General features: G+C 41.7%; 22 protein-coding genes and 1 other annotated feature. Of the genes, 2 read left to right on the top strand and 20 right to left on the bottom strand.

The annotated features are described in order from the left end of the window. The first annotated feature begins 65 nt into the window (after positions 1-65). Positions 66-488: a hypothetical protein gene (locus DV740_RS11020; protein WP_022242935.1), complete on the top strand. Its 423-nt coding sequence runs from the start codon at positions 66-68 to the stop codon at positions 486-488. Between the two features lie 3 nt (positions 489-491). Here the strand turns inward: DV740_RS11020 and DV740_RS11015 are convergent, their stop codons facing one another. The 13 genes from DV740_RS11015 to rpmG form a co-directional block, all read right to left on the bottom strand. After that, on the bottom strand, positions 492-1,643 hold the full coding sequence (locus DV740_RS11015; RefSeq protein WP_118088085.1) for a glycerate kinase family protein: 1,152 nt from the start codon (positions 1,641-1,643) through the stop codon (positions 492-494). A 132-nt stretch (positions 1,644-1,775) separates the two neighbouring features. After that, a complete protein-coding gene (gene rpoC, locus DV740_RS11010; protein WP_118088084.1) occupies positions 1,776-5,447 on the bottom strand; it encodes a DNA-directed RNA polymerase subunit beta' in 3,672 nt (1,223 codons plus the stop codon). Positions 5,448-5,467: 20 nt separating this feature from the next. After that, positions 5,468-9,325 (bottom strand): DNA-directed RNA polymerase subunit beta, encoded by a 3,858-nt coding sequence (gene rpoB / locus DV740_RS11005; RefSeq protein ID WP_118088083.1) that lies wholly within the window; start codon positions 9,323-9,325, stop codon positions 5,468-5,470. A gap of 378 nt (positions 9,326-9,703) precedes the next feature. Continuing rightward, positions 9,704-10,858, bottom strand: a complete 1,155-nt coding sequence (locus tag DV740_RS11000; RefSeq protein ID WP_118088082.1) for a DUF4179 domain-containing protein — start codon at positions 10,856-10,858, stop codon at positions 9,704-9,706. Positions 10,859-10,862: 4 nt separating this feature from the next. Beyond that, a complete protein-coding gene (locus tag DV740_RS10995; protein WP_117697282.1) occupies positions 10,863-11,414 on the bottom strand; it encodes a sigma-70 family RNA polymerase sigma factor in 552 nt (183 codons plus the stop codon). Between the two features lie 166 nt (positions 11,415-11,580). Continuing rightward, positions 11,581-11,901 carry a hypothetical protein gene (locus tag DV740_RS10990; RefSeq protein WP_022242929.1) on the bottom strand — a complete coding sequence of 107 codons (321 nt, stop codon included), beginning with the start codon at positions 11,899-11,901 and terminating at the stop codon, positions 11,581-11,583. Positions 11,902-12,063: 162 nt separating this feature from the next. Beyond that, on the bottom strand, positions 12,064-12,438 hold the full coding sequence (gene rplL / locus DV740_RS10985) for a 50S ribosomal protein L7/L12 (protein WP_117697286.1): 375 nt from the start codon (positions 12,436-12,438) through the stop codon (positions 12,064-12,066). Positions 12,439-12,492: 54 nt separating this feature from the next. Next, entirely contained in the window at positions 12,493-13,068 is a 576-nt protein-coding gene (gene rplJ, locus DV740_RS10980; protein WP_022242927.1) for a 50S ribosomal protein L10, read from the bottom strand. Between the two features lie 47 nt (positions 13,069-13,115). After that, positions 13,116-13,261 (bottom strand) — a sequence feature (ribosomal protein L10 leader region). A 34-nt stretch (positions 13,262-13,295) separates the two neighbouring features. Next, positions 13,296-13,988, bottom strand: a complete 693-nt coding sequence (gene rplA, locus DV740_RS10975) for a 50S ribosomal protein L1 (RefSeq protein WP_022242926.1) — start codon at positions 13,986-13,988, stop codon at positions 13,296-13,298. 65 nt (positions 13,989-14,053) lie between these two features. Then, the gene (gene rplK, locus DV740_RS10970; protein ID WP_117841463.1) at positions 14,054-14,479 is read right to left on the bottom strand and encodes a 50S ribosomal protein L11; all 426 of its coding nucleotides are present in this window, start codon (positions 14,477-14,479) and stop codon (positions 14,054-14,056) included. A 15-nt stretch (positions 14,480-14,494) separates the two neighbouring features. After that, positions 14,495-15,013 (bottom strand): transcription termination/antitermination protein NusG, encoded by a 519-nt coding sequence (nusG, locus tag DV740_RS10965; protein WP_022242924.1) that lies wholly within the window; start codon positions 15,011-15,013, stop codon positions 14,495-14,497. A gap of 17 nt (positions 15,014-15,030) precedes the next feature. Further along, entirely contained in the window at positions 15,031-15,240 is a 210-nt protein-coding gene (gene secE / locus DV740_RS10960; protein WP_022242923.1) for a preprotein translocase subunit SecE, read from the bottom strand. A 45-nt stretch (positions 15,241-15,285) separates the two neighbouring features. After that, the gene (gene rpmG, locus DV740_RS10955) at positions 15,286-15,435 is read right to left on the bottom strand and encodes a 50S ribosomal protein L33 (protein ID WP_117697288.1); all 150 of its coding nucleotides are present in this window, start codon (positions 15,433-15,435) and stop codon (positions 15,286-15,288) included. Between the two features lie 309 nt (positions 15,436-15,744). Between rpmG and fliD the strand changes: the two genes are divergently transcribed. Next, a complete protein-coding gene (gene fliD / locus DV740_RS10950; protein WP_117697289.1) occupies positions 15,745-17,046 on the top strand; it encodes a flagellar filament capping protein FliD in 1,302 nt (433 codons plus the stop codon). A 67-nt stretch (positions 17,047-17,113) separates the two neighbouring features. On the opposite strand, the gene DV740_RS10945 is transcribed toward fliD, so the two are convergent. The 7 genes from DV740_RS10945 to DV740_RS10915 form a co-directional block, all read right to left on the bottom strand. Beyond that, positions 17,114-17,359: a DUF2442 domain-containing protein gene (locus DV740_RS10945; RefSeq protein ID WP_022242921.1), complete on the bottom strand. Its 246-nt coding sequence runs from the start codon at positions 17,357-17,359 to the stop codon at positions 17,114-17,116. Between the two features lie 26 nt (positions 17,360-17,385). Continuing rightward, positions 17,386-17,652: a DUF4160 domain-containing protein gene (locus tag DV740_RS10940; RefSeq protein ID WP_022242920.1), complete on the bottom strand. Its 267-nt coding sequence runs from the start codon at positions 17,650-17,652 to the stop codon at positions 17,386-17,388. A 271-nt stretch (positions 17,653-17,923) separates the two neighbouring features. Further along, complete coding sequence (locus DV740_RS10935) at positions 17,924-19,138, bottom strand: CgeB family protein (RefSeq protein ID WP_118088081.1); 1,215 nt, start codon at positions 19,136-19,138, stop codon at positions 17,924-17,926. Positions 19,139-19,158: 20 nt separating this feature from the next. Then, complete coding sequence (locus tag DV740_RS10930; protein WP_118088080.1) at positions 19,159-20,217, bottom strand: NAD-dependent epimerase/dehydratase family protein; 1,059 nt, start codon at positions 20,215-20,217, stop codon at positions 19,159-19,161. A gap of 9 nt (positions 20,218-20,226) precedes the next feature. Then, the gene (locus tag DV740_RS10925) at positions 20,227-20,937 is read right to left on the bottom strand and encodes an IspD/TarI family cytidylyltransferase (RefSeq protein WP_117841468.1); all 711 of its coding nucleotides are present in this window, start codon (positions 20,935-20,937) and stop codon (positions 20,227-20,229) included. Further along, entirely contained in the window at positions 20,934-21,866 is a 933-nt protein-coding gene (locus DV740_RS10920; protein WP_199534951.1) for a LicD family protein, read from the bottom strand. Before DV740_RS10920 ends, DV740_RS10925 begins: the two co-directional genes overlap by 4 nt. Then, complete coding sequence (locus tag DV740_RS10915; protein ID WP_117841469.1) at positions 21,847-22,902, bottom strand: pyridoxal phosphate-dependent aminotransferase; 1,056 nt, start codon at positions 22,900-22,902, stop codon at positions 21,847-21,849. The genes DV740_RS10920 and DV740_RS10915 overlap by 20 nt, the downstream gene beginning before the upstream one ends. Between the last annotated feature and the right edge of the window lie 5 nt (positions 22,903-22,907).

Genomic DNA, 22,907 nt, shown 5'->3' with positions numbered 1-22,907 from the left:
AATTTTCATTCCCACAATTCTATGATAATCAATATCACTATAGCAGAAATGAGAGGATTCGCCAAATGAAAAAATCAACCCAGGAACTTTTAGATATTTTGAAAAACACACCTGCTTTCTCCAACTATGCAGAGCAGGAGGAAGCTGAGCTGATCGAGGTCTCACTTTCGGATTATCTGAACCGGTTGATTCAGGCAAAAAATCAAGACCTGCCTTCTCTCATTCGAAAAAGCGGTCTTGACCGTACTTACTGTTATCAGATTTTTGATGGACGTAAGCGTCCTTCCCGTGACAAAGTGCTCGCTCTCTGTTTTGCCATGGACCTGTCCTTCACGGAAGTGCAGCAGCTTTTAAAAGCCACCGGCTATCCGATTCTCTATGCCCGTATGGAGCGGGACAGTGCGATTATTTTCTGCCTGCAAAGAAACTGTGCTCTTTCCGATGCCAATGAGCTGCTCTATGAACTAGGGTACGAAGGGCTGGCATAGAAATTATTTTATATAACAGTTCCCAATCAGCCGGAATACCTGCTCTGCCGTATAGCTCATATTCTCATATGCCACTGTCTTCTGCATGGCCTCTTCCAATGTCATCACACCTGGTAAAATTGGAAATGCTCCATCTACAAGCTGCATTTCATCCTGCACTTTCCGGACGCCCTGTGGTTCAATGCTGCCGGCAAATACCAGTACCATGCAGTCCTTTTCTTTTGCCCGCTTTGCAATTCCAACCGGCGCTTTTCCCATAGCAGTCTGTCCGTCAAATCTTCCTTCTCCGGTCACTACGATATCAGCTTCACTTAATTCTTTCTCCGGCAATACCGCATCTAATACTATCTCTACGCCCGGACGTAAATCCCCGCCCAGATAAGATGCAAATGCGAAGCCCAGTCCGCCTGCTGCTCCGGCTCCCGGCATGTTCCGGTTGTCTACGCCTAAAGCCTTTTCTGATACATCAGCAAAATGAGATAATGCCGCATCCAGTTTTACTACCATGGTCTCGTCTGCACCCTTCTGTGGTGCAAACACAGCACTGGCTCCTGTTGTGCCACATAACGGATTGGTCACATCACAGGCTATTTCAAAAGTACATTCTTTCAGTCTCTTATCCAACGCCTCCGTATCTATCGTTTCCAGGTCTTTCAGTTCTTTTGCTCCAAATCCTATTTCAATTCCATCTTTTTTATAAAAATGACACCCTAAAGCCTGCAGCATTCCGACACCGCCATCATTGGTGGCACTGCCGCCAATTCCAACGATAAACTTACGGCAGCCTCTATCCATGGCATGGCTTATCAGTTCCCCCACACCATAAGTAGTGGTTTCCATTGGATTTCGTTTATCCACCGGCACCAGTGGCAGTCCGGCGGCTTCTGCCATTTCAATGACTGCTGTTTTATCAGGCAGGATACCATACGCTGCCTCGACCTTCTGTCCAAGGGGACCTGTTACCGCTACCTTTTCCAGACTGCCCTGCAATCCAGTGGTCAGGGCTGTTACTGTTCCTTCTCCACCATCTGCAACCGGCCTTATCATAACTTCTGCTGTTGGTATTGCTTTTTTAATACCATCTTCCACTGCTTTTCCTGCCTCTAAGGAACTTAAGCTGTCTTTTAATGAATCTATTGCTACGATTACTTTCATTGCATTTTCCTCGTTTGTTTATTCTACCACCTGTATAAAAGCTTAAAAGAATCTCTAACTCGAAAGGGAAACTCCGGCCTATTAAGCCAGAGCTTCCCTTCCATTAGCTCTGCCAGTTCACAGAACTGACTCTTATTCTTCTGTAGAAGCAGTTACTTCTTCTTTTGCTTCTGTCTCTTCGATTTCATCTGTCACAGGTGCTTCATCGAATCCGTCAAAATCATCAAAGGAGAGTTCTTCCTCTTCGTTTACATCTGTGTTCAGTTTGATGTTACGATAACGCTTCATACCAGTACCAGCCGGAATCAGCTTACCGATAATTACGTTCTCTTTCAGACCAATCAATGGGTCAATCTTGCCCTTGATAGCTGCTTCTGTCAGAACCTTAGTTGTCTCCTGGAAGGATGCTGCTGATAAGAAGGAGTTGGTTGCCAAAGATGCTTTGGTAATACCAAGTAATACCTGTTTACCTTCTGCCGGCTCTTTGCCTTCTTCCTCTAACTGCTCATTCATCTCTTCGTAATCCAGATTATCTACTAATGTTCCTGGCAGGAACTCAGAATCTCCGTTATTTTCAATACGAATCTTCTTTAACATCTGACGAACGATAACCTCGATATGTTTATCATTAATCTCAACACCCTGCAGACGGTATACACGCTGTACTTCCTGAATCAGGTAATCCTGTACGGCACGTACGCCCTTAATCTTAAGGATATCGTGTGGATTTACAGAACCTTCGGTCAGTTCATCACCAGCCTCTAATACTGCGCCATCCATAATCTTAATTCTGGAACCGTAAGGAATCAGATAAGTCTTAGTCTCACCTGTTTCATTGTTTGTTACAATGATCTCACGTTTCTTCTTGGTATCTTTAATGGTTGCAACACCACCAAATTCTGTGATAATTGCAAGTCCCTTAGGCTTTCTTGCCTCAAACAGCTCCTCGACACGAGGAAGACCCTGTGTAATATCGTCACCGGCAACACCACCGTTGTGGAATGTTCTCATGGTAAGCTGTGTACCAGGTTCTCCGATAGACTGAGCTGCGATAATACCAACTGCTTCACCAACCTGTACTGCCTGACCGGTAGCCATATTGCTTCCATAACATTTTGCACAAACTCCGATGTGGGAACGGCAGGTAAGAATGGTACGGATTTTAACCTTGGTTAATGGCTCTCCATTCTCATCTACACCCTTACTCATAATTGCTGCAGCACGTTTTGGTGTAATCATATGGTTTGCTTTTACAAGCACATTACCATCTTTATCGCAAATTGTCTCACAGGAGAATCTTCCTGTAATACGCTCTTCAAGACTTTCGATTTCTTCTTTTCCATCCATGAATGCTTTGACATACATACCAGGAATCTCTCTTCCTGTGCCTGCGCAGCAATCAGATTCACGGACAATCAGGTCCTGTGATACGTCTACCAGACGTCTGGTTAAGTAACCGGAATCGGCAGTACGTAACGCAGTATCGGACATACCTTTTCGGGCTCCATGTGCGGACATGAAGTACTCCAATACTTCAAGACCTTCACGGAAGTTTGATTTGATAGGCAGCTCGATTGTTCTACCGGTTGTATCAGCCATCAAACCACGCATACCTGCTAACTGTTTAATCTGTTTATCAGAACCACGGGCTCCGGAATCTGCCATCATGAAGATGTTGTTGTATTTATCCAGACCGGAAAGCAGTGCTTCTGTCAGCTCATCATCAGTCTCTTTCCATGTTTCAACAACTTCTTTGTAACGCTCTTCCTCTGTAATAAGACCACGTTTGTACTGTCTTGAAATGCGGTCTACCGTATCCTGAGCCTTTGCAATCATTTCCGGTTTCTGAGGCGGTACTGTCATATCTGAAATAGATACGGTCATAGCTGCTCTTGTAGAGTACTTGTAACCCATGGACTTAATATCGTCTAATACCTCAGCGGTCTTGGTTGCTCCGTGTGTATTAATAACTTTTTCCAGAATCTGTTTTAACTGTTTCTTTGCCACATGGAAATCGATTTCCAGTACCAGTTCATTTTCAGGCTTGCTTCTATCTACAAAACCTAAATCCTGAGGAATGATTTCATTGAAGATAAATCTTCCCAGTGTTGACTCAACGACACCAGTCTTAACAGTTCCATCCGGCATTGTCTTATGAACACGCACATGGATTCTGGAATGCAGTGTAAGTGCCTGATTCTCATATGCCAGAATTGCTTCGTTTACGCTCTTATAGTATCCGCCTTCTCCTAAGGAACCTGGTCTTTCCTGTGTCAGATAGTAGATACCAAGAACCATATCCTGTGAAGGAACGGCTACAGGGCCTCCATCAGAAGGTTTTAACAGGTTGTTCGGTGAAAGCAGCATAAAACGGCATTCTGCCTGTGCTTCCTGTGACAGTGGTAAATGGGCAGCCATCTGGTCTCCGTCGAAGTCGGCGTTGTATGCGGTACATACCAATGGGTGAAGCTTAATTGCTTTACCTTCTACCAGGATTGGCTCAAATGCCTGAATACCGAGTCTGTGCAGTGTAGGAGCACGGTTCAGCATAACCGGATGCTCTTTGATGACGTCTTCTAAGACATCCCAGACTTCCGGCTGTAATCTTTCAACCATCTTCTTTGCACTCTTAATATTGTGTGCAGTTCCGTTTGCAACCAGCTCTTTCATAACAAACGGTTTAAACAGCTCGATTGCCATTTCTTTTGGCAGACCACACTGATAAATCTTAAGTTCCGGTCCTACGACGATAACGGAACGTCCAGAGTAGTCTACACGTTTTCCAAGAAGGTTCTGACGGAAACGTCCCGATTTACCTTTCAGCATATCGGACAGAGATTTCAGAGCACGGTTACCAGGTCCGGTTACCGGTCTTCCTCTTCTACCGTTGTCAATCAGGGCATCTACTGCTTCCTGCAGCATTCTCTTCTCGTTACGAACGATGATATCAGGTGCACCTAACTCTAACAATCTTCTCAGACGGTTGTTTCTATTGATAATTCTACGATATAAATCATTTAAATCAGATGTTGCAAAACGTCCACCATCCAGCTGTACCATAGGACGTAAATCTGGTGGAATAACCGGGATAACGGTCATAATCATCCACTCCGGTTTATTTCCGGATTCACGGAAGGATTCTACCACTTCCAGTCTCTTGATGATTCTTGCACGTTTCTGGCCGGTAGCATCTTTTAATTCTGCTTTCAGCTCTGCTGCATCTTTCTCCAGGTCAATTGCCTGTAATAACTCAAGAATGGCTTCTGCACCCATTCCAACACGGAAAGAGCTGCCATATTTTTCCCTTGCATCCTGATATTCCTGCTCGGATAATACCTGCTTTACAGATAAATCTGTAGAACCTGCATCCAGTACGATATAGGAAGCAAAGTACAGAACCTTCTCCAATGTTCTTGGAGAAAGATCTAAGATTAATCCCATACGGGATGGAATTCCTTTGAAGTACCAGATATGGGATACCGGAGCTGCAAGCTCGATATGTCCCATACGCTCCCTACGAACGCTGGCTTTGGTAATTTCAACACCACAGCGGTCGCAGACAACACCTTTATAACGAATCTTTTTGTACTTACCACAATGACATTCCCAGTCTTTGCTCGGTCCAAAAATCTTCTCACAGAATAATCCGTCTTTTTCCGGTTTCAAAGTTCTATAGTTAATGGTCTCAGGTTTCTTAACTTCTCCTCTGGACCACTCTCTGATTTTCTCAGGTGATGCCAGACCAATCTGAATTGCATCAAACTGTATCGGCTGGGAAGTTTCCTGTTTTACTGTTCCTGGCATTAATGACACTCCCTTCCTATTTATTCTTCGTCAAGAACTTCATCGGCAGCATCGTCAAAATCGAAGCCTGCGTCATCATCCTCTTCCTCTTCTTCTACGTTGTTGAGTTCTCCACTCTCAGAATCAAATTCCTGTTTGGTGAAGCCCATCTTTCCGAAGGACTCGCTGTCTTCAAACGCGAAATCTTTATCGCCTGAGATAATGGAATTCAAATCTGTGTTACCATATTCGCTGGTCTCCATCAGTTCAACTTCGTTACGGTCTTCGTCTAATACTCTGACATCAAGACCAAGGGACTGAAGTTCTTTGAGAAGTACCTTGAAGGATTCTGGGATTCCCGGTTCAGGGATATTGTCACCCTTAATGATTGCTTCGTATGTCTTCACACGGCCAACCACGTCGTCGGACTTCACAGTCAGAATCTCCTGTAATGTGTAAGATGCACCATAAGCTTCCAGTGCCCAAACCTCCATCTCTCCGAAACGCTGTCCACCAAACTGAGCTTTACCACCCAGAGGCTGCTGTGTTACTAAGGAGTAAGGACCGGTAGAACGTGCATGAATCTTATCATCTACCAGATGATGCAGTTTCAGGTAATGCATGTGGCCAATGGTAACCGGTGAGTCAAATTCTTCTCCGGTACGTCCGTCACGAAGCTGAACCTTTCCGTCACGGGAAATCGGAACGCCCTTCCATAATTCTCTGTGGTCTCTGTTATCGGAAAGATACTGCATTACATCTTCACGCAATGTATCTTTATATTTTGCTTCAAATTCTTCCCAGGTGGAGTTGACATAATCATTTGCCAGTTCCAGGGTATCCTGAATATCAATCTCTCGTGCACCGTCAAATACAGGAGTCTCAATGTTAAATCCAAGTGCTTTCGCTGCAAGACTTAAGTGAATCTCCAGGACCTGACCGATATTCATACGGGAAGGTACACCCAATGGGTTCAATACAATATCCAGTGGACGGCCGTTCGGCAGGAATGGCATATCTTCTACCGGAAGTACACGGGAAACAACACCCTTGTTACCATGACGTCCAGCCATCTTATCTCCAACGGAGATTTTTCTCTTCTGTGCAATGTAAATACGAACTGCCTGATTTACACCAGGGGATAATTCGTCACCATTTTCTCTTGTAAATACTTTCGCCTCTACAATGATACCATATTCACCATGTGGTACTTTCAAGGAAGTATCTCTTACTTCTCTTGCTTTCTCACCGAAGATGGCACGTAACAGTCTCTCTTCTGCGGTAAGCTCTGTCTCTCCCTTTGGAGTAACCTTACCTACCAGAATATCACCGGCACGAACTTCTGCACCGATACGTATGATTCCTCTTTCGTCAAGGTCTTTCAATGCATCATCGCCGACACCTGGAACGTCTCTTGTAATTTCTTCCGGTCCTAATTTGGTATCACGGGCTTCTGCTTCGTACTCTTCAATATGAACAGATGTATAAACATCATCCTGTACTAATCTTTCACTCAGAAGAACAGCGTCCTCGTAGTTGTAACCTTCCCATGTCATGAATCCGATTAACGGGTTCTTTCCAAGAGCAAGCTCACCATTAGCAGTAGATGGTCCGTCAGCAATTACTTCGCCAGCTTCTACATGATCACCTTTGAACACGATTGGTCTCTGGTTGTAGCAGTTGGACTGGTTACTTCGTGAGAACTTGGTCAGTTTGTATACGTCTCTTGTTCCATCATCATTCTTCACGGTAATCTGGTTTGACTCAGATTTCTCAATAGTACCGGATTTCTTTGCAACTACACATACACCGGAGTCTACTGCAGTCTTGGTTTCCATACCGGTTCCTACTACAGGAGCTTCTGTGGTAAGAAGAGGTACTGCCTGACGCTGCATGTTAGATCCCATCAGCGCACGGTTCGCATCATCGTTCTGCAAGAACGGAATCAATGCGGTAGCAACAGAGAATACCATCTTAGGAGATACATCCATATAATCAAACATCTGCTTGTCATATTCCTGTGTCTCATCTAAGTAACGGCCGGAAACGGAATTTCTTACGAAATGTCCTTCTTCATCCAGTTTTTCATTCGCCTGTGCTACATGGTAATTATCCTCTTCATCTGCGGTCATGTATACAACATCTTCTGTAACACGCGGATTCTTAGGATCTGTTTTATCAATCTTACGATATGGTGCCTCAATGAAACCATATTCGTTAATTCTTGCATAACATGCCAGTGAGTTGATAAGTCCGATGTTCGGTCCTTCAGGAGTCTCAATCGGGCACATTCTTCCGTAATGGGAGTAGTGTACGTCTCGAACCTCGAATCCGGCACGGTCTCTGGACAAACCACCTGGTCCTAATGCGGATAAACGTCTCTTATGTGTCAGCTCACCCAGCGGGTTGTTCTGATCCATGAACTGTGACAGCTGGGAAGATCCGAAGAACTCTTTCACTGCTGCGGTTACCGGTTTGATATTAATCAGGCTCTGTGGAGAAATTCCTTCCTGATCCTGGGTGGTCATACGCTCACGAACCACACGTTCCATTCTGGAAAGTCCGATTCTGTACTGGTTCTGTAATAACTCACCTACGGCACGGATACGACGGTTACCTAAGTGGTCGATATCATCGTCATTTCCAATGCCCCACTCCAAGTGCATATTGTAGTTAACGGATGCAAAAATATCTTCCTTGGTAATATGCTTCGGAACCAGTTCAGATACGTTTTTACGAATTGCTTCCTTGATATCTTCCAAGGATTCATTTTCATCCAGGATTTTCTTTAATGCCGGATAATATACCAGCTCAGTAATACCAACTTCCTTCGGTACTACGTCTACATAGGTAGTGAGGTCTACCATCATATTAGAAAGAACTTTTTCATTTCTTTCTTCTGTAGCAATATATACCGCCGGAACAGCTGCGTTCTGAATCTCTTCTGCAAGCTCTCTGGTCAGCTCTGTTCCTTTTTCGATTACCTCTCCGGTAGTCTCAAGAACAACATCTTCAGCCAGCACTTTTCCGCGTAAACGGTTCTTAAATGCCAGCTTCTTGTTAAATTTATAACGACCTACTTTTGCCAGGTCATAACGTCTTGGGTCGAAGAACATTGCGGTAATCAGGCTCTCTGCACTGTCAACAGAAAGAGGCTCGCCCGGACGAATCTTCTTATATAATTCCAGAAGACCTTCCTCGTAGCTTGTAGCAACGTCTTTTCCAAAAGATGCTAAAATCTTTGGCTCTTCGCCAAATAAATCTATAATTTCCTGGTTGGTTCCCAGTCCTAATGCACGCAGTAATACTGTGATTGGCACTTTTCTGGTACGGTCAACACGTACATAGAAAATATCATTAGAGTCTGTTTCATACTCTAACCATGCTCCACGGTTCGGGATTACGGTACAGGAATAGAGTTCCTTACCTACTTTATCATGCGCAATGCCATAGTAAATACCAGGGGAACGAACCAACTGGCTTACGATAACACGCTCTGCTCCATTGATAACGAAGGTTCCGGTCTCTGTCATGAGAGGTAAATCGCCCATAAAAATCTCATGTTCATTAATTTCATCTGTTTCTTTGTTATACAGTCTGACTTTTACCTTCAAAGGAGCTGCATAAGTTGCGTCTCTCTGTTTACACTCCGGAATTGTATACTTCACATCATCCTCACATAATGTGAAATCCACAAATTCCAAGCTAAGATGTCCGCTATAATCCTCAATCGGAGAGATATCTGCAAACACTTCTTTCAGGCCCTCGTCTAAGAACCACTGATAGGAATCCTTCTGGACCTCAATCAGGTTTGGCATTTCCAATACCTCTTTTTGTCTTGAGTAACTCATACGTATGCCTTTTCCAGCCTTCACCGGACGTATTCTGTTTTTCTCCATTGACGTTTCACCTCTCGTTTTTTATTCTCAATCCACTAAATTTCAGCAAATTATATTCTTTGGGCTTCATTTCCTAAAAAAGGATATAGTAAAGCCACCTCACCACAATAGTGCAACGTATATGATACCACAAGTAGTTTTCTAAAGTCAAGCATTATTTTCGCACAATATGCATATATTTTTCAATATTGGGGAATAATTTTCATCTTCGCAGTGATGCAGCCTGCCATCTGCGTTTTTTATAACTGCCTAACATCAGAAAAAGCAGCCATGAAATGCTTTTTTCTTTGCATCCCATAGCTGCTTTTTTCTTTACCCTTTTTTCTTTATTTTTCTATTCTATTACATATTTCATTATCTATTTTATTGATTCCGGTTTTATTTTAAGTCCACATCCAGTTCTGCAATACTTTCACCCGCACCATTTTTGTTGGTTACGGATATATGGATTGTACTCTCTCCATTATAAAGCAGCATAATCCGTTCACTCTGGCTTCCATCCTCATTTGGGGTAAACCGGCCGCCTAACCACCACATTGCATTGCCTGCTTCGTCGGTAATAAATATATCCGGGTCATTATGTGGGTCATTGTACGGTGCGCCGGTAATATCCGGGAGCTGCATGTCAACGATCAAGACGGCACCGGTTTTGATTACCTGACTTACTGCAACACCATTATCTTCTTTATTTACTGCGATAGTCTCATTCTTGGAAGTATCCACATGCACCGGGAAGGAGAGCTGCCAGTCTCCGCTTACTTTTGTGGTGGTCTGATATTCTCCATTTTCATCCCATGCATCGGAAAGATAGCCTTCCAAGGTGTCTATGCTCCAGGTTACGGTAAAATCTTTCAAGTCCGAAATGTCAATCGGATTATCATTTTCATCAGTCAATGTTGATAAATCAATTTGTTCCATCTTCACATAGCTTCCGTCCTCTGCCTTTTCAAAAGGCTGCCCGATTGCCGACTGAATCAGGGTTTCATTGATAGAAACATTTTCCATCACCTTATCACTCTGCGGTCCCATAATCCAGTCTGATTCATTCAGTTTTTCATTGTCTGTGCTAAGGGTGGTTGTGTAGTAAAGCAGGTAACCATCGCAATACACATCCGAAACGCTTATCTTTACTCCACTCTGGTCTGTTTCCAGCACACACTGATTATCCGAAACCAATTCCGTGGACTCTTTTCCAATGGTAGAATAGATATCCGAAAGTTCCTTTTCATCTTTATCTCCCTGTGTTGCGCCAATCAGTTTTCCGATTGTGTTGCTGTAGATGCTGTCTGCCAGTGCAGAATTAGAAAATCCTGCTACTCCTACTGCAACCGCACAGGCTGCTGCCATTCCTGCCGCAATTTTTCTTATATTTTTATTTTTCTTATTCCTTGTTTCCATGTTCATACGTTTTACCTCCATCCGGATTCTCGTTTTATACCGTTCCTTTTCTTCGGAGGATAACTCTTCTACTTCATATTCATTCAAATCAATTTCCGCATCATTTAACATTTCATAGATTTTATCGTCTTTCATCTCTTCATGCCTCCTTCTGTTTCAAATACATGTTTCTCATTTTCCGCTTTCCTCTGGATACCCGGTTGTAAATGACATCTCTCGGAAGTCCGGTATCTTCGCTTATCTGCTCTACAGATTCTTCCTCTACAAATAATTTCATAAATATTTTCCGGTCAAGAGGTTTCAGACACAAAAGCAATTGTTCTACTTCATGGCTTAATTCCCCTTCTATCAGTTGTTCTAACATCCTGTCATTTTCCGCCGCTGTCACATCATCCATACAAAGCTGTTCCAAGTCCCGCTTATATTTTCTAAGATAGTCGATGGCTTCGTACCGGGCAATGGCTGCCGCCCAGTTCTTGAAGCTGTTCTTCTTATCATCAAAGGATGCTGCGTGTTCCCAGATGGAAAGCAGCACATCGTTCATGCATTCTTCCTGTTTCTGTGGCATGGTAAATAAGTGTTTCCGGATGACTGCCTTAAGCAATCCACCATACATATCTATGACATAAATCAATGCTTCTTCATTATGCAATTGTAATTGCTGAATATAATTCTTCTCTGTTATCTTCATTGTTATCCTGCCTTTTGCTTCATGCACCATGGTTTGCATTTTTGCAGCTACACTTATTATTACGAATCTGGTGTCTTAAATCTATCACTTTTATAAAAATATTTTCTATAAAACAAAGAACCTTCCAGCATTTCTGCCAGAAGGTTCTTCTTGTTGATGTCTCATTCTACTGGAAGCTGTCCCAGTCTTTCTGCATAAATAAGTATGTAATTAGTGGGCACAATACTGCGCTGATGATACTTTTTACCACTCCAACTCCGCCAAAGATATTGATTACCAGACCGATTGCTGCACATGCAATCATCAGATAGAATCCAACCTTCTTCTGTGCAAACAAAATCAGGCCGGCACCTACGATAATAAGCACTTCTGCAATGAGGCTGACAATCAGCAGTGGCTGAATGAGCATTAACGGAATCATCATTACTCCGGAAATGATATTGATTACAAATACAATCCAGAGCCATACCTTAAGTCCTGTGTTCATAACTAATCTCCTGTTCTTATATTGTTTTCAAGTTACGCTACTATTATTACATATTTCCTTTTTTCGTCAATAGGTCTAAAGTCCTATAAACTACAAGAAAATCGGATCCATATTTCTATGAATCCGATTCCTATCATTTCTAATTCAGTTGTGAATCAAAAATTATTTTAATGTTACTTTAGCACCTTCAGCTTCTAATTTAGCTTTGATGTCATCAGCTGTAGCTTTGTCAGCCTGCTCTTTAACGATCTTAGGAGCGCCATCTACTAAGTCTTTAGCTTCTTTTAAGCCTAAGCCAGTAGCTTCACGAACTACTTTGATAACCTTAACTTTGTTTGGTCCAACTTCTGTTAACTCTACGTCAAACTCAGTCTTCTCTTCTGCTGCTGCTGCGTCTCCACCTGCTGCTGCAACTACAACGCCTGCTGCTGCGGATACACCGAACTCTTCTTCACAAGCTTTTACTAATTCATTTAACTCTAATACGCTTAACTCTTTGATAGCGTCAATCATCTCAGCTGTTGTTAATTTAGCCATTTTAATTTACCTCCGTTTTTGGTTTTGTTTTCAATAAATTGATTGGTTTGCAGATTATTCTGCTGCTGGAGCTTCCTCTGCAGGAGCTTCTACTGGAGCTTCTTCTGCAGGTGCTGCCTCTTCTGCCTTAACTTCTACGTCTGCTGCGCCGCCTTTTTCAGCGATCTGATTAATAACACGAGCGAAGTTTGTAATAGGAGACTGAATACTTCCAAGGAATTTGGAAAGTAATTCTTCTCTGGATGGGATTGTAGCGATTGCTTTCATTCCATCTGCATCATAGAAGGTTCCTTCTACTACGCCGGCTTTAATCTCAAGTGCAGGAGCTGTCTTTGCAAATTTAGCAATTACTCTTGCAGGTGCTGTTGCATCTGTTGTTGAAATTGCGAATGCGTTTGGTCCTTCCAATACGTCGGAAAGGCTTTCGAAATCAGTTCCTTTGATTGCAAAATTAACTAATGTATTCTTATATACTTTATAAGCAACACCAGCTTCTCTTAACTGCTTACGCAGCTGAGTATCTTCTGCAACGGTAAGTCCACGGTAGTCAACGACTACTACTGACTGTGCATCTTTAATCTGCTCAGAAATTTCCTGTACGATAGGCTGTTTAAGTTCTACTTTTGCCACGAATCGTGCACCTCCTTCTTTATTTTTCATCTTGCGAAAGACAGGTACATTACCTTAAAAAATCCTCTCTGTGGAAGACAGAGAGGATTTGAAATCTCATTTACAAATACATAAGTATCTGCATTTCCTCGGTAGGTTCTCTACGGTTACGCCTTACGGCACCTACTGTCTTCGGCAATATGCTTTGCTATTATAGCAATTAATATCTTGGATGTCAATAACAAAAACTAAACAAGCTTCAGTGGGTTGATTTTTACACCCGGTCCCATGGTAGGAGCTACAGAAACGCTCTTCATGTACTGACCTTTTAATGTAGCCGGTTTTGCTTTGTTTACGGCATCAATAAGAGTCTGGAAGTTGTCCGCTAATTGTTCTTCACTAAAGGATGCTTTTCCAATTGGCACATGGATAATATTTGCTTTGTCTAATCTATACTCGATTTTTCCGGCTTTGATATCGTTTACTGCCTTGGTAACGTCCATAGTAACAGTTCCAGCTTTTGGGTTTGGCATTAAGCCCTTCGGTCCAAGTACACGACCAAGACGTCCAACAACACCCATCATATCAGGAGTTGCAACAACAACGTCGAAGTCAAGCCATCCTTCGTTCTGGATCTTCGGAATTAATTCCTCTCCACCAACGAAATCAGCACCTGCTGCCTGAGCCTCGTCTAATTTGGTTCCCTTTGCGAATACTAATACTTTTACAGCTTTACCAGTTCCGTGTGGTAATACAACTGCACCACGAATCTGCTGATCTGCGTGACGTCCGTCACATCCGGTACGAATGTGAACTTCGATAGTCTCATCAAATTTTGCAACGGCTGCTTTCTTTGCAAGTCCGATTGCTTCTGCCGGATCATATAAAGTTGCTCTATCAATTGATTTTGCAGCTTCTAAATATTTCTTTCCTCTTTTCATTCTAAATAACCTCCTGTGGTATTATCGGGAGTGGAACCCTCCCACGTATTTTCGTTTCTTCTGGGTTACTCTTCTACTTCAATACCCATACTTCTTGCTGTACCAGCGATCATGCTCATTGCAGCTTCAACAGATGCAGCATTTAAGTCTGGCATTTTCAGCTCAGCGATTTCCTGAAGCTTAGCTTTAGAAATTTTTGCAACTTTTGTCTTGTTAGGAGTTGCTGATGCACTCTTTAAGTTGCAGGCCTTCTTCAGCAGTACTGCTGCTGGAGGAGTTTTTGTAATGAAGCTGAAGCTTCTGTCTGCGTAAACAGTGATAACTACAGGAACGATTGTGTCTCCCATATCTGCTGTTTTTGCATTAAACTGTTTTGTGAATTCCACAATATTCACACCGTGCTGACCTAAAGCAGGTCCAACAGGTGGTGCCGGAGTTGCTTTGCCGGCAGGAATCTGCAATTTGATATATCCTTCTACTTTCTTTGCCATTTGAGGTTGCCTCCTTTAATTCATCTTCTTTACATCTGAAAAACTAATCTCGACCGGAGTCTCCCGGCCAAATAAATCCACATTAATCGTACAAATCTGTTTTCCGTGATCCATACGCTGGATAACACCGATGGTGTCCTTCCACACACCACCGATTACAACGACAGTATCGCCTTCATCGAAATCTACGACAATGTTGTCTGACTTGATTCCCAGTGGTCTCATTTCAGCGTCAGTGAGTGGTACCGGCTTAGATCCCGGTCCAACAAATCCGGTTACGCCTCTGGTATTTCTTACCACATACCAGGTATCATCATTCATGACCATATTGATAAGCACATATCCCGGGAACATTTTCTTCTGAACCTGCTTTTTCGCACCGTTCTTAAGCTCGACAACATCCTGCATCGGTACTCTGACTTCGAGTATCTGCTCTTCTAAATGCCGGTTCTCGATTGCCTTATCGATGTTCGCTTTGACCTTATTCTCATAACCTGAATAGGTATGAACTACATACCAGTGTGCCTCTGCCATAATCACCTATGCCTCCATTATAAATTCACTAGAAAATTCACACCATACTGGATGATTGTATCCAGAAGTGTAATTATCAGACCAAGTACAACTGACACAATAACAACTGCTGTTGTCTGACGGGCAAGTGATTCTTTTGTAGGCCAAATGATTTTTTTGAATTCAGCCTTAAGACCGGCGAACCAGCTCTCTTTTACTGCTGTGTTCTTGTTTTCGGTTTCTCCCATTTTGTCACTTCCTTTTCTTTTTGCTCATTGTCACGCATTCACAAATTATTTTGTTTCTTTGTGTAATGTATGAGTCTTGCAGAATCTACAATACTTCTTTGTCTCCATTCTGTCTGGATGAGCTTTCTTGTCTTTTGTCATGTTGTAATTACGCTGCTTGCATTCTGTGCATGCTAATGTAATCTTTGTGCGCACAACTTCCACCTCCATTACTTTCTTTGTGTTTTCTATGCCTATTTTTAGGCATAAAAAAAAGACTTACTTCCAAGCTAGTCTATGATAGCACAAACCACATGGAGCGTCAACTCTTTTTTCATATTCTCTGTAAACTTGTAATCTAGTACATATATTACCACAAAATCTAGCGTTTTTGCAACATTTTTTGTATATCTTGTAGATGACTTTTTCTTATTTTTATGCTATATTAGATATGTATAAATGGATTTTACTATACCCCGGCATCAGGAAGATGCACATTTCATGGAAGAAAGGAGGGGGTTATTTATGGCATCTGCTATTCTTGATAATATGTATAACTATTATCTTACAACTTATGGCAAGTCTACCGTTTCCCGGTATGATTCCCACAAGAAGAGTGAGTTGCGCTCTGTTTACAATAATATTGTAAAAATCAATAAAGAATCCCCTCTTTACAAAATAAAAGATTCTGCTGATGCACAGAAGTTTGCTATCGATATCAAAGAGCATGCCCGTGATTTAAAAAATGTCATTGCTTCTTTATCTACCGGTGACAGTCTTGCAGAGGCTTTTCAGAAAAAAATTGCCGTTTCTGATCAGGATGATATTGTTGATGCAGATTATATTGGAAACGGAGATTCCGGCGAGAATACCAACAGCTTTCAGATGGAAATCAAGAAGCTTGCTTCTCCGCAGTTAAACTACGGTAATTACTTAAAGGATGACCAGCTTGCTTTTAAACCAGGCAGTTATTCCTTTGATCTGAATACCAGCAGTGCTTCCTATGAGTTCCAGTTTAATGTAAATCCGGACGATACAAACCGGAGTGTCCAGGATAAGCTGGCAAAGCTTTTCAATACTGCCAGCATTGGCATTCATGCAGATGTTAAAGAAGATGACTCCGGCCACAGTGCCCTGGTCTTAACTTCCAGACAGACCGGTCTTAAGGATGACGAAGATTTTCTGTTCCAGATTCTGCCGGGAACTTCCAACGAATCCATACAGGCAATGGATAAGCTTGGTATTAACAAGGTTACGGATGCAGCTTCCAATTCCGTTTTTCTGTTAAACGGTACGGAACACAGTTCCTATTCCAATACGTTTACCATCAACAATACTTTTGAAGTACACCTGAAAGCGGTCAGCCCGGAAGGCAGACCTGCTACCCTTGGTTTTAAAGCAAATGTGGATGCCGTTGCCGATAATATTCAGGAACTGGTGGATTCCTATAATTCCATGGTGGATACCGCTAATGAATACCGCGAGTCGCAGCCGACCAGCCAGAAGCTGCTTTCTGATATGAGCGGTGTTGCACAGCATTTTAAAAATGATTTTGAAGCCATCGGACTTATTATAAATTCTGATTCTACTATTTCCGTTGACCGGGATTTACTGGCGGACGCTGTCGAATCGGATGATGCCACCGAGAGTTTCCATGTATTAAACCGCTTTAAGAATGCTTTAAGCGTAAAAGCCAACCAGGCTTCCTTAAATCCGATGCAGTACGTGGACAAAGTAATTGTTGCTTACAAGAACCCGGGCAAGAATTTTGCCACACCTTATATTACGTCTATGTACTCTGGTTTGATGTTGGATAAATATTTATAAGACCTGACTTTTACATGTAGGAAAAATCAGGTCTTATTTTTTTGCTGCCAGTGACAGGGTATGTTCTTTATTTTGCGAAGCTGGTGCTTTGTGTATACAATTCATCCGGACAGATATCCTGACCTTCCGGCCATACAACAGTATATCCATCTGTTCTTACCCTTCTAAAGTAATCCGGATTCTCCAATTTTCCATACCACGAGCCTTTTATATATGGTTTAACATCAAACCGTTTTCTTTCTCCATTATCAAATTCAACATCAAGAATATAACCTTCTTCCGCCCGAACGCTTGTAGCCGTTGGTCTAAGCATCTTCATATCCTCCTTGTTCTGTTCCATTATTTTAATGGAGCTATCCGGAAATAGCCTTCTCCCTCACTTAGCATTTTCCAATTGGCATATAATTCATCTTCATGGATTGTCATCCATGCCAATAGCATTTTTAACTGCCGATTAGGGAACTTGCCTTCCAATACTTCTCCATTCAGCGAAACTACAATTTCCTCTTCTCCATACAACGCATGAATATGTGGTTTACTATGTTTTCCACCTTTTTCACTTTGCATGCGTACAATAATTCCATAAAACATTGATAATGCGGGCATTTCATTCTTCCTCCTATGCAATTTTTCACAGGAGTTTTCTAAAAAAATCCTGCTTTTTTTGTGAGTTTAAAGCATGAATTTTTCAAGAAATATAAGATGTGTTCATTGATTCTATGAAATGAGGCATTATACGGATTCCTTTTTGCATATTGCCAAAATTATGAAAAAATATGCTTCGTAGCTATTGTAACATAACCGTCGAAGCATATACAATACAAGTTTCTAAAAACACTGTAAAGCGTCTCTAATTTTTTTATAAATCCACTATCTTCTACTCCTCCCCAATCTTTTCCAACATAAACTTCAAACGTTTCCGATAGCTGCAGCAGTTCTTCACTTTCTCATAACCGTTCTTTGCTATCTGCTGCCGTTCTTCCTCATGGGTAAGATAGTAGCTGCATTTTTCTACCAGTTCTGCTTCGGATTCAAAGCAAGCCAAATCTTTTCCAATTTCAAAATAATCCGGTAATTCTGCCTGATAATTGGTCAACAGGAATCCACCTGCACCAAGTACATCAAAAATCCGTAGAGGCAACCCGCTCTTGATATTCGGAATCGTAAAATTAAGATTGATTTTCGAATAGTGGAATACCTTCGGCATCTCCGACCAATAATCTACTGAGCCGCAATTCTTTACCCGAAGCAAAGTATCTCCGCCTGTATTTGTATAAAGGTTTACCGGGAATTTAGCCACCAGCGCCAGCAATGCACGCTGCCGCTGCAAAGAAGCAGTTTTAAATCCAAGCACCGTTGTTGCAAATACCAGCCCCAGATCAGAAAAAGAATCCTTCGATTTCTTCAGTTCAAAATATTCCGATACACGCTCTAAGATATCCGCAGTCAACATCGGTTCGATTATATTGCCGCCGCTGATATTAAGCTGTGCCTCCATGACAGCATCAAAATAACCCCGCAAATATTCCGGGAACCTTTTTTCCAGTTCATCATAGCTGTTCTTCTCATATAAATTTCCTACAAAAGAAATCCCGCCTGCAAAATCCCGCACCGAATGTTTTGAGGCATTCCCACTATCTGTTTCTGCTAACTGCATTTTATCCATAGTATCCTGTGCAAATAGCTCATCCAGCCGGTTCGTATCCACTGCCAGCGGCAGATGCCAGATATGTTTTATGCCCATTCCCTTGAATTCCAGATAATTGGTCTTATCAAAGAGAAAGAAATAATTGCAGTCCAAGAATACATTCTTGTGATACATGCTAAGCAGCGGGCTGTCACAGCTCCAGGATACATACTTTATCCCCATCTGCTGGCATACTCCGGAAATCACTGCAAAATAATTCACCGTAAAGACAAAGTCATAGTTTTTCTGCTGCAAGATACCATGCAAACGTGCCGCAAACACTTCATCCTCATCATAGCTTTCCAGTTCCTGCTCAATTACATCCACCTGATGTCCCATGGATTGGAATGTTGCAATGATGTCTATGTAGTTGTAGGAATTCCAGCGGTAAACCAAAATATTCATAGGGTGGCTCCTTTGCTATCTTATAGTCTTCCTTCTCTGATAATTCTTACTGTATGTGCCGTACCTTCTTCTCCACCAAAAAGTCCCTGCCAGCCCAGCAACTCCAGCTTTTCCCCATTCAGGCTGGAATTATCCATGGGATTAAATGCCTGTCGCTCTTCCTCTTTTGGGATTTGAAACTGCACCTGAACCCCTGCTTCCTTTGCAAATTGCTCTGCCAGCTCTTTTATAGACATAATGGAATTTCTATTTGAAATATTATATGCCTGTTCCTTTTCGCCTTTTAAAAGCAATAATAAAATTGCCGATGCACAATCCAGTGTGTAACAATAGGACCTTATCTGCGTGCCATTACTTTTCATAATAAGATTTTTGCCATCTGCTGCATCATATGCAAACATAGAAGACACACGATTATCTGCTCTCCGTGCTGTAGGTCCGTAAATATGCCCCGGACGGGCAATTGTAACATGAAGATTATATTCTTTTGCATAACTGATGCACATTGTCTCTGCTGCACGTTTTCCCATCGAATAAGAAGATCTTGGATTTAATAAATCTATATATCCATATTCCGACTCTTCCAATGGATTTTCACCTGCATGTTTTCCATACACTTCACTGGAAGAGATAAATACCATCCTCTGAATCTTCTGTTTCACTCCATACTTTAACATCTGATCTGTGCCATATAATGCTACCTGCATCGTTTCTACCGGACTTTGAGTAAACATTTTCGGATAGGCAATTCCCGCGCCATGAATAATATAGTTCACCGGGCATTCAAATTTAATTTTTCCAGTAGCTTCATATGGAACAATATGGAACCAGGCTGCTTTTTCATAAGGCTCAAATTTTTCTTCTATCTGTTTCTCATTTCTACCGGCTGCATATAGTTCAACCGGCACATTTCTATCCTTGTTGTACCAGATTAATAAATCTGCAATCGCAGCACCAATCAATCCAGTTGCACCAGTCAGCAATACCTTTTTTCCTTCTAACGCCTTTAAGATATCATTGGCTGACTCAATTGTTTTTTGCAAATCTTTCCGATATGTCTCGCTGTTATATCTGCTCATTTTGCCTTCCTACTTTAACCACTCTGACCGTTTTGCCAGCAGCAGTGCCTTAAATATATCAACATCATCCACTGTTGTAATTTTTATATTCTTCTCTGAGCCCATGGAAAAATGCACCTGTTTTCCCAGTTCTATCATCAATGTACAGGAAGCCACCGAATTAGTTATTCCTGCTTTTTCTGCTTCTCGATGCAATTGGCAGATATCCCCTAATTTAAATCCATGCGGAGTTTGTGTCCGCTTTAATTTTTCCCTTGGATAACTTCCCGTAGATACCATGCCATCTTCTGTTTCAAGCATTGCCTCTGCACATGGAATAACCGGAATTGCATTTCCGAACTGTTTTGTCTTCACAATGCAATCTAATATAATATCTGCCGATACCATTGGTCTGTTCGCATCATGTATCAATATAATATCATCTTTCTCATATTCTTTTTCCAATGCATAAATTCCATTTCGGATAGATGCCTGTCCGCAGTCTCCACCCGGGAAAATATGTTGTAATTTAGTTATATTAAATTGTCTGGCATATGCTTCTAATACATGTTCCCATCCTTCCAGACACACTACCGCAATAACATCTATTTCAACATGTTTCTGAAATGCCTCTAATGTATATACAATAACAGGTTTTTCATTTACCGTAAGAAACTGCTTCGGAATATCCTGTTTCATTCTTGTACCTGCACCACCTGCAATCAATAATGCAATATTCATTTGTTTTCCTCCCTCACATAATAACCCAGTCGATTTAATTCTTCTTTTGAGAAAATATCTTCCGGCTCTAGCAGTTGAATTTTGGATACACTTAAATGTGCCTTTCGTTCTTCTTTTGGAGGAAGTTTCCTGTAATCTCCATATAATTCCCTCAGATAATTATCATATTCCTTAAACACCCGGAAAGAATATCCTTCAAATTGCATATCCATCATTTCATCAAAGCACTCTGCCGGCATACCATATTTTCCATGCGGATAAGGATATGTCATATGACTGACCAATGTTGTCCTTTTCCTGTTACACCTTCCGGCAATTCGATTCCGCCAGGAAAATATGGTATCTCTTGGAACTACACGATATAAACAGCCAAACCACTTCCTTTTCAATCCGGAAGAAGCTGCCTTCATCCCCAATTCAGAATACAACAGTTTACGAATTACATAGCATGCCATATAATGCAGCCTTCTTAAAATATATCCATCCGGAACATTATCAACTACAAATATGTCAAGAAAAATTCCTCTTGTGCTCTGCATATGTTCCTGTCCCAGCCGGACAAATTCTGTTCCCTTACGCCGCAGCTTTGCATAGCCCCAGCGATAGTTCTTATCTGTCCGGTATTCCTGCAAAGTAAAACGTTTCTGATCCAGTTCTCTTTTACACGCTTTATAAAATCTCTGATATTCTTTTCTTCGCATAATGACATCTACATCATCATCCCATGGAATAAATCCTCCATGACGCACTGCCCCAAGCAGGCTTCCTCCGTCCAGCGAATATGCAATCTGATATTTCCGGCAGATACGGTCTACTTCTATCAGCATCTCCAATAAATCCAACTGCAACTTACGCAGTTCCTGATCCGATAATATGATTTCAGTGTTGTTCTGTTCTACTGTATCTTTCTTACGACCGTTCAACTTCAAGAAATGCCTCCCAAAACTGTTTCATGTATTTTTTTGCTCCGGTGGAAATCCGTATCCATCCACTCAATACACCCTTCTTATAATCCCGAATCCAGATTCCTTTTTCTTTTAATTCTGCCACAACCTCTGCCGATGGTTTTACCGGCTTCACCAGAATATAGTTCCCCTCTCTGGCATAACAGATATATTTTTTCTTTTCCAGTTTCTTTAACAGCCATTGTCTGCCTTTCCGCTCCGTTTTTTTCAGTTTCTTTTCCAAATCACTGTCCCGGATTACTTCTAACGCAAACAGAATCGCAACATTATTTACATTAAAAGTTGACTCCGCATTTTCAATATAGGAAATAAGTTGCTCACATCCCGCAACATATCCGATTCGAAGTCCTGCCATGGAAAATAGTTTGGAAAATGTCCGAAGCACCATAAGATTGTCATATTTTTTAACCAAAGAAATAGCACTCTTTTTATAAAAATAATGATAGGCTTCATCAATCACTACGAACGCCCCCATCTCTTGCGCTTTTCTTATAATTTCTTCTATTTCATTGTCCTTATATACCGTTCCAATCGGGCTGTTGGGATTCAGCAATACAACAATATTGGTCTGAGTGTCTATTTCTTTACAAATGTCATTTACATCAACCGTAAAATCATCGTGATATTCTACCATCACATGCTGCATTCCAAACATTTTGGCATATACATCATACATTTCAAAGGTCGGTGCAACTGTAACAACTTTCCCACCTGCTTTTGCAAAACATTGGAATATCAGCCGCATTGCCTCATCTGACCCCGCCGTTACAGAAATATTTTCACAAAGCAATGCATCATGTTTCGCAATTGCTTCCATAAGTCTATCTTTCTGTGGATATGTTGCAAGATACTCCGGTGTAATTTTTTCCATCACCCGCCGAAACACTTTTTCCGGAAGTCCGCCCGGATTTTCATTCATATCCAGTCGAAGTACACCTTCCCGGTTATCATGAAATTTTACTCTGTATAAATCCTTAATATTTTCATTGATGTAATACATATGTA

The sequence above is a fragment of the Roseburia sp. AF02-12 genome, from assembly GCF_003461765.1.
In the GTDB taxonomy this organism is placed as follows: domain Bacteria; phylum Bacillota; class Clostridia; order Lachnospirales; family Lachnospiraceae; genus Roseburia_C; species Roseburia_C amylophila.
This window is presented reverse-complemented; position numbering and strand designations above follow the sequence as displayed.

Coding starts and splice junctions, on each gene's coding strand:
- DV740_RS11020 (WP_022242935.1), top strand. CDS start 66: ATGAAAAAATCAACCCAGGAACTTTTAGATATTTTGAAAAACACACCT.
- DV740_RS11015 (WP_118088085.1), bottom strand. CDS start 1,643: ATGAAAGTAATCGTAGCAATAGATTCATTAAAAGACAGCTTAAGTTCC.
- rpoC (WP_118088084.1), bottom strand. CDS start 5,447: ATGCCAGGAACAGTAAAACAGGAAACTTCCCAGCCGATACAGTTTGAT.
- rpoB (WP_118088083.1), bottom strand. CDS start 9,325: ATGGAGAAAAACAGAATACGTCCGGTGAAGGCTGGAAAAGGCATACGT.
- DV740_RS11000 (WP_118088082.1), bottom strand. CDS start 10,858: ATGAAAGACGATAAAATCTATGAAATGTTAAATGATGCGGAAATTGAT.
- DV740_RS10995 (WP_117697282.1), bottom strand. CDS start 11,414: ATGAAGATAACAGAGAAGAATTATATTCAGCAATTACAATTGCATAAT.
- DV740_RS10990 (WP_022242929.1), bottom strand. CDS start 11,901: ATGAACACAGGACTTAAGGTATGGCTCTGGATTGTATTTGTAATCAAT.
- rplL (WP_117697286.1), bottom strand. CDS start 12,438: ATGGCTAAATTAACAACAGCTGAGATGATTGACGCTATCAAAGAGTTA.
- rplA (WP_022242926.1), bottom strand. CDS start 13,988: ATGAAAAGAGGAAAGAAATATTTAGAAGCTGCAAAATCAATTGATAGA.
- rplK (WP_117841463.1), bottom strand. CDS start 14,479: ATGGCAAAGAAAGTAGAAGGATATATCAAATTGCAGATTCCTGCCGGC.
- nusG (WP_022242924.1), bottom strand. CDS start 15,013: ATGGCAGAGGCACACTGGTATGTAGTTCATACCTATTCAGGTTATGAG.
- secE (WP_022242923.1), bottom strand. CDS start 15,240: ATGGGAGAAACCGAAAACAAGAACACAGCAGTAAAAGAGAGCTGGTTC.
- fliD (WP_117697289.1), top strand. CDS start 15,745: ATGGCATCTGCTATTCTTGATAATATGTATAACTATTATCTTACAACT.
- DV740_RS10945 (WP_022242921.1), bottom strand. CDS start 17,359: ATGCTTAGACCAACGGCTACAAGCGTTCGGGCGGAAGAAGGTTATATT.
- DV740_RS10940 (WP_022242920.1), bottom strand. CDS start 17,652: ATGCCCGCATTATCAATGTTTTATGGAATTATTGTACGCATGCAAAGT.
- DV740_RS10935 (WP_118088081.1), bottom strand. CDS start 19,138: ATGAATATTTTGGTTTACCGCTGGAATTCCTACAACTACATAGACATC.
- DV740_RS10930 (WP_118088080.1), bottom strand. CDS start 20,217: ATGAGCAGATATAACAGCGAGACATATCGGAAAGATTTGCAAAAAACA.
- DV740_RS10925 (WP_117841468.1), bottom strand. CDS start 20,937: ATGAATATTGCATTATTGATTGCAGGTGGTGCAGGTACAAGAATGAAA.
- DV740_RS10915 (WP_117841469.1), bottom strand. CDS start 22,902: ATGTATTACATCAATGAAAATATTAAGGATTTATACAGAGTAAAATTT.